Source organism: Mesorhizobium sp. M7A.F.Ca.US.006.04.2.1, assembly GCF_004022915.1.
GTDB classification, from domain to species: Bacteria; Pseudomonadota; Alphaproteobacteria; order Rhizobiales; family Rhizobiaceae; genus Mesorhizobium; species Mesorhizobium ciceri.
Genome location: NZ_RZQA01000278.1, coordinates 1 through 7,067 on the forward strand (window position 1 = coordinate 1; position 7,067 = coordinate 7,067).

Annotated in this window: 7 protein-coding genes; 4 read left to right on the forward strand and 3 right to left on the reverse strand. The window is 57.7% G+C overall.

The genetic code is table 11. From position 1 onward, the window contains the following. Together EN925_RS16465 and minC are read right to left on the reverse strand one after the other, a co-directional pair. Positions 1-325: AAA family ATPase (locus EN925_RS16465; protein WP_164894235.1), on the reverse strand; the 325-nt coding region annotated here is incomplete at its 3' end. Between the two features lie 64 nt (positions 326-389). Then, the gene (gene minC / locus EN925_RS16470) at positions 390-1,190 is read right to left on the reverse strand and encodes a septum site-determining protein MinC (protein WP_127369379.1); all 801 of its coding nucleotides are present in this window, start codon (positions 1,188-1,190) and stop codon (positions 390-392) included. 201 nt (positions 1,191-1,391) lie between these two features. Here minC and EN925_RS16475 point away from each other — a divergent pair, with 201 nt between their 5' ends. From EN925_RS16475 to EN925_RS16495, 4 genes are all read left to right on the forward strand, one after another. Continuing rightward, a complete protein-coding gene (locus tag EN925_RS16475; RefSeq protein ID WP_164753780.1) occupies positions 1,392-3,602 on the forward strand; it encodes a P-loop NTPase fold protein in 2,211 nt (736 codons plus the stop codon). A 262-nt stretch (positions 3,603-3,864) separates the two neighbouring features. Continuing rightward, entirely contained in the window at positions 3,865-4,512 is a 648-nt protein-coding gene (locus tag EN925_RS16480; protein ID WP_127385211.1) for a hypothetical protein, read from the forward strand. Positions 4,513-4,894: 382 nt separating this feature from the next. Further along, a complete protein-coding gene (locus tag EN925_RS16490; protein ID WP_127370152.1) occupies positions 4,895-5,314 on the forward strand; it encodes a VOC family protein in 420 nt (139 codons plus the stop codon). 115 nt (positions 5,315-5,429) lie between these two features. After that, entirely contained in the window at positions 5,430-6,380 is a 951-nt protein-coding gene (locus EN925_RS16495; RefSeq protein ID WP_127370153.1) for an EamA family transporter, read from the forward strand. 83 nt (positions 6,381-6,463) lie between these two features. On the opposite strand, the gene EN925_RS16500 is transcribed toward EN925_RS16495, so the two are convergent. Beyond that, positions 6,464-6,613 carry a hypothetical protein gene (locus EN925_RS16500; RefSeq protein WP_086081318.1) on the reverse strand — a complete coding sequence of 50 codons (150 nt, stop codon included), beginning with the start codon at positions 6,611-6,613 and terminating at the stop codon, positions 6,464-6,466. Positions 6,614-7,067: the final 454 nt, after the last annotated feature.

Below are 7,067 nucleotides of genomic sequence, written 5' to 3' on the forward strand. Positions count from 1 at the left end.
GCTTGTCGATGACTTCGCCGACGCCTTCCTCGGTCAGCGCATCCTTGTCGCGCGTCTGCGAGGCCGGCAGCAGGAACAGCGTCTCGACCCGCTTGTCGCGGATCAGCGCCTGCGAGAGCTTCGCCTGGCCCTGGATGACGTTGACGAGGTCGAACACCACGCGCCGTTCGGCGCCCATGATCAGGTCGAGGTTGCGCAGGCCGACGTCGAAGTCGACGAGCGCCACCTTCTTGCCGGTCTTGGCCACGGCCGCCCCGAGGGCCGCCGTCGAGGTCGTCTTGCCGACGCCCCCCTTGCCCGAGGTGACCACCACTACCTTGCCCATTGAAAAGCCTCCGTTGTTGTTTTCTTGGTCGAGCGGCCCGGCCGCCCCAATATCGAAACGAATGTCAGCTCAGCGTCGAAACCCGCAACGCGTCGCCGTCGAGAAACGCCTGCACCGGCTTGCCGCGCGAAACGCCTTCCATCTCCTCGGCGGTGACATACCAGCCGTCGACCGCCAGAAGCTCGGCCTCGTTCTTGCGGCAGAAGATGCGCGCGCCCCTGTTGCCGAGCGCACCCGCCGAAGCGCGCCCGCGCAGCGTGCCGTAGACATGGATCGAGCCCGCCGCGATGATCTCCGAGCCGGAAGCGACAGAACCCAGCACGATGACATCGCCATGCGGATGCACGATCGCCTGGCCCGAACGAATCGGCGCCTTGATCATCAGCGTGCCCGAAGCTTCAACCTGCGGCTCGCTATCGCCCGCCTTGCTTGCGTCAGCCTTGCCGACGCTGTCCTTGTCCGGGCCGGCTTCAGGCGCCCCGCTCTCGGCCTTGCCCTCTCCGGAAACATCCTCCCGCGCCCTGCGGGGCAGCAGGCCATCCGTCGTCGCCTCCTTGGCGCCGACCAGCACCGGCGGCAGGTTGGGCTCGAGTGCGGTGTGGCCGTCGAGCTCGATGGCGTAGATACGGATGCCGCGATGGCCAAGCACGCCGACCAGCGATTCGATCGCCGCGACATCGGGCTTCAAAGTGTTGAGATCAAGCACCACCGGCCGCCCGGCAAAATAGCCCGGCGAGTTGCCGATCCAGTGATCCAGCCCCTCCAGCCACACGTCCAAAGGCGCCTCCGGCGTCAATGTGAAAGCGACGAAAGAGCGGGCACGAAAGCGGATGGATTTGGCCTCGAGGGGGGCGGCAAAGGTCACGGCTGGCGAATCCTTACTGAGAGGTAAACGCTAGCGAGGGAATGGTTAACGAATGGTTAATGGGGGGGGTGAGGAGACGAGCAGTGGCCGCATGAGAATGGTCCGAGAAGATGAGGATTTCTGCTGCGCTTGCGCGATAGAAAAATGATTTGGCCGCCCCAACGCCCTGTGCGATATCGAAGATCGGGACGGGGTGATGGCATGTCAAATGAACAGAAGTATAGTCTTGGTGACGATCTGCCCAAAGACAATCCTTGGCAGGACGACCTGCTCGGGTACGCGCCGTTTGCCAAAATGCTCTTCAACGCTATTCGTGACCTCGACGCGCCCAATGGCTATGTAATTGGGCTACACGGTCGCTGGGGCAGCGGCAAATCGACCACGATCAATTTCGTCAAAGCTCATATCAATAAATTTAATGAAGAACTCGAAGACCAAAGAAATCGAATAGGGTTCATTGATTTTAGACCCTGGATAGTTGCGGGCCACCAAGATCTGATGGCCTCGTTCTTCAAGGTTCTCACCGAGAACCTCGGCACCAAAGACAACTGGTGGAAGCGCCAAGGAAAAGGGTTTCTGCGCCACGTTAGGGGTCCAGCCGACACACTTGTGGAGGCGCTCGCCACTCTCGGCATGGCGGTTGATCCCACTAAGGTTGGGGCGGGCTTCGCGGGTGCAATGGCGAAGAAATCTATCAACGGCATGATCGGCCGTTTTCTCGACGAACCTTCGGTTCAGTTGGCATACGAAAAATTGAAGCTACAGCTGCGCAATTCACGAAGGCGCATAGTGGTCGCGATCGACGACCTAGATAGACTTGAGGACCACGAGGTTCGGTCAATCATGCAGATGGTAAAGACGGTTGGCCAGCTACCGAATGTTGTTTACATATTATCGTACGACCGCCAGATCGTCTGGAGCGCACTTGATGGCAACCTACAAAGGAGCGGGCCGAAATACGCCGAGAAGATTATTCAGCAAGAAATCGAATTGCCACAGCCGCAGAGGCACGCTCTGCTCAAGATTCTCGATCGTGAGATCGCCTTCCTTCTTGCGACGCAAGACCGCACCAGTCGGTGGGAATATCTTGTCATAGATGGAATACATCGATGGATAAATTCCCCTCGCGACGTTGTTAAATTGGCAAACGCGGTGAAAATGGCTTGGCCCACATTTAAAAACGAAATCGACGCACAAGACTTATTGGCAATGGAGGGATTAAAGCTCTTCGACGAAGCGGCATTCAACTGGGTTCGCGACAATCGCGATTTTCTGTTTTCTGAGGGGCGCTTCGCAATGACCGGAGACGAAGCCAAGACCGCCGCAGTAGAGAACCTCAAGCGACGATATCCTGACAACGAACGCGTTCCGCAGATCCTTAATGTACTTTCTGCGCTCTTTCCCGGATCTGCAAAATGGCTGGGAGGAAATAGCATAAGCAGCGAGCCCTATGAAGACGTAATGAGGCGTCGCGGCATCGGCAGCAAAGAGGGATACGAGACCTATTTCGGCTGGGGACTACCGAAGGATTCTATCCCAAAGTCGGTCATTGATGCGCTGTTGGCAAACTTAGACAATAGCGGGTTGATCGCGAATACCTTGGGTCAATATTTGTCGCGCTTTAACAGTAAAGGCGAGCCTATGATCGGCCTATTGTTGGACGAACTTAGGATACGATACCGTGGTCGCCATCCTGCCAGACCGACCCAAACGCTCTTGGACGAGCTTTTCAAGATCGGAGAGAAGGTGCTGGCAATAGATTGGGAACCACCATTCCTATCCCTTGGGCCTAAGGCACAAATCCGCTTCCTCATTAGGAACATGCTCGAAGCTTGGCAAAAGGGTGATGCAGGCATTCGATTGTTTGAAGCTTTCGAAAAGGCGCAATCAGCAGCATTTTGCGCGACCGTGTTTGTCGATATGGGACGAAGCATCGGGGTGTTTCGGGCGGAAAGCGGAGATGCCCCTCTCATCGAAAAAGATGCCTTCGACAAGCTTGGGCCAATACTGTTATCGAAGATATTGACGGCGGCGGCCGAGGGCCGCCTATTATCCGCGCCGTACTATTTCGATATAGCAAGGGCCTGGGCATACTTGGCCACACCCGCAGAACCCAAGGCATGGCTTGCTTCTGGGATGCAAGATAACGCGGAATTTATGGTCAAAGTAGGTGATGGATTGACAGCTCATAGTGTCGGTGCCCCCGTTCGAACCTACTCCATGAGGAATCATCCAGAACCGGAGTTATATGATTTAGAGGTTTTGATAGAAGCCGGAAAGAAGCATCTCAAAAATGGCAAGCTAGATAGTGGTCAGCGTAGAATGCTGGAAGCAATCGTGAATGGGTCGCAACGAATTCTTGCTGGGCAAGCGCCTGACAGTGATTGGCCGGTGGATGACGACGATAGGTAGTCGTTGAAGCCAAGGAATTTTGGTGTCGGCATCCGGATTAAACTTAACGTTTTGCAGTTCTCAGAAGTCGCTGGTGAATCGATCAGACAGACTCGCGCGACTGAAGGAAGGTCTTCAGAAAAATCACGGCAGTTTCCATGCGGTCCCATCGCCATGAACGAAGCCGGGAACAGAGACCGCACGAACCACACAGAGAACCGATTGGCAACCTACAGCCCAAGGCCGAGATCTGATGAAGAATCCCGCAAAAGGAAGCCACTGAATGCTTACTCGTTTCGAGCATGCGATGAGGGCGGCGGCTGAGAAGGTCGCGGCCGTAGATCGAGACGTTCGACTAAAGCTGGTGACTGTCAAAGGGCGAGAAGAGCGCTACAGTGAGAAGTTTGTTACCCTTCTGGATGAGCGGATGTCCAATTTCTCAGACGGAGGCGTCACGTGGAGTGTTGCAACGCATATTTCCGACAAGCAATCGGGACAAGAAACCAGAACTGGAGCCGACCTCTTCATAAGCCTTGAATTGTCCTTCGATGGATTATTAGTTCAAAAAGGAATTCAAGTGCAATCCAAAATTAATAAGAATACCAGATACGGGCTTAGCGTTGATTCCAAACCTAGACTGCGCAAGCAGTGTGAAAGGATGGTCGATAATTCCCCCGAATCATTCGTATTCGCATTTGGTGCGCAAGGTACGAAGATTGTTAAGGCGAGCTCTGTTTTGGCCTCTCTCCCGGATAATCTGAGTGACTTGGTAACCCAAAGCCCGATTGAGTTCTTCTACGACTTTTTCGTTTGTCGCGTGGGCGATCACGATCTATTCGCCAGCAGCGACTACGACCTGCAGCAGAAAGTCAAAGACCTTGAATATCGTGCAGCTACTTTGATAACCGGGGTTAATACCGGAGTCGACTGAGCATCGTCTTTCTAGGCTGTTTTTTTGCTTCGCATTGCCACCGACAATACGAAGGGGCTAGATTGTCGCTCGCCCGGTGTCTTTTTGGATCATAATACGGAGGCGCCCGCAAATTCGGCGCCTCTGGTTCGGCCGCCCGACGCGGCCGCGGTCGCCTCGCTTGGTGCGCACCGCCAGCGCCTCGACCTCCAGCGCGTCGGAGCTGGCGATCTCACCAGTTTCGTCAGCGGCAGAGCTGCCTCGCGGTCGATCTCGGTTTCGGCGTCCGTGCCCCTGCGCCGGCGATTCAAAAAAATTGAGATGCGGTGTCGGATCTACGCGCAGTCAACCGTCTTAAAGCAGGCGCCACTCGCTGGCACCTCGACAATCAAAGGAATGATCGATGAGCAAGAAGATTTTCGTGAGCCTGCCGGTGACCGACGTGAAGGCATCCAGGGCGTTCTATGAATCCCTCGGGTTCAAGAACAATCCCAGCTTCACCAGCGAGGCGGCCGCCGGGATGGTGTGGAGCGACCACATCAACTTCATGCTGCTCAGCCGTGAAAAATGGCAGACGATGACCACGCGCCCCATCCCGCCTTCAACGTCCAGCGAGGTCATGCTGGCGCTGTCCCTGGACAGCCGCGAGGCGGTCGATGCGATGGCCACAGCTGCTGCCGCGAACGGTGGCACCGCCGACATCAATCCAATCGAGGATCACGGGTTCATGTACACACGCGACCTCGCTGATCCCGATGGCCATGCCGTGGGCGCGATGTGGATGGACGTTTCCGCAATGCCTTCCGGCGACAAGGCAGACTGACATCGTTTTCACGATCGGCCGAGCAGCTTCCTTCTCGCCTTTCAAAACGGATGCACGACCTAGCGACACAGGCTATATTCCCCCGTCCGGCCGAGGTCATCGAAGGGGGCATGACATGCAGGCAATGCCGATAGCGCATCAAGCCGTGCAACCCGTGCGCCCCATATCCTCCCTGGCCGGCTATCCGGCCGCCGTCCTGTGCTGGCTGCTTTCGGCTGGTGTCTATATCGCGGCCAAATGGGTGGCGCCTGAAATGCCGCCCTGGGGTCTCTGCTTCTGGCGGCTGACGCTGGCTTGCGCCATCCTGCTGCCGATCGTGCACCGTCATCACGAGGCGATGATCGGGCTTTTGCGAACGCGCGCCGTGGAAGTCGTCGCCGTGGGGGCGATCGGCCTGACGCTGTGCCAAGGTATGATCTACCACGGCCTCAACCACACCGACGCCACCACGGCCGGTATCATCATGGCGCTGTCGCCTGTCATGACGATGGTGCTCGCCCGTTTCGTGCTTGGCGAGCCTCTCGGCCTGTGGAAGTCGCTTGGCGCGCTGGTTGCGCTTGCCGGGATGATTTTCATCGTCGCCCACGGCAACCTGGGGGCGCTGCTGCAACTCAAGGTCAACGCGGGCGAGCTGTGGATCGTCGGCAGCGCGTTCTGCTGGGGCCTCTACACCGTGCTTTTGCGCCGTGCCAAATTCGGCATCGAACTCCTGCCGATGGTCGTGCTGCTGCTCGGCGCCGGTGCGCTGGTCGCCTTGCCTTTCCATGCGTGGGAATTGTTCAACGACGAACGCTCCGCGATGAACCTCCACAGTCTTCTCGCGCTCGCCTATCTGGCAGGCCCCGGCGGCGCCTTGATGTACTATCTCTACAACAAAAGCGTGCAAACGCTGGGTGCTAGCCGGGCAAGCATGCTGCTCTACCTGCAGACGGTGTTCGTCGCCGTGCTCGCCTATCTGCTGCTCGGCGAGGGCTTGCACGATTACGATCTGGTCGGCGCGGCCTTCATCGTCGCCGGCATCGTCCTCGCCACCGTGGTCAGGCCAGCTCAACCACGCGTGGCGTAGACATCTTGCGGGTGACGGCTGTATTCAGCGCCGGCCGCATTGGCGTTTGGTGAGTCACCATCGCGACAGCCAGAGGCCGCCTCTCAATGCCGCTTGAAATACTGCACCTCCTTCTCGTGCTTCTCCGCCGCCTCGCGCGTATCGAACGTTCCGAGGTTGCGCCGCTTGCCGGTCTTGTCGTCCTTCTTCCGCGAATACAGCCGGTATTTGCCGTCCTTGAGTTTTCGGATCATCTCGCTCTCCCTGGCTAGGATTGGCCCTGATCAAGGTTTCCGCTTGCCGGGCGGCCCGGCCTGCCGACCAGCGCCTGCGCCTCGTCGCCATGCTCATTCCCCGGTTGTGTCAGGGCTCAACGCCGTTCCGATCCAAATGATCCACCCGTTCGAAGGCGGCACTCTACGGCGCCCCCTCTGGCCTGCCGGCCATCTCCCCCACAAGTGGGGAGATTGGCAGCTTTGGCGTCGGCGCTTTCTGGCAACGTCGAAATTCGGCGAGCGCCGGCCAAAACGCAAAAACCCGCCTGGGTGGCGGGTCACTGGCGCAAATCAGCACCATAGGCAAAAATGTAGCATAGCTGCCCTCACCCCGTCAAGAAAAAATTCCTATCCATCGACGCAAGCTGCCTGCCGGCGGCCACCAAGGCCAGCGGCGCAATTGCGGCGGAGGGGACATTCCAACGCAGCAAAT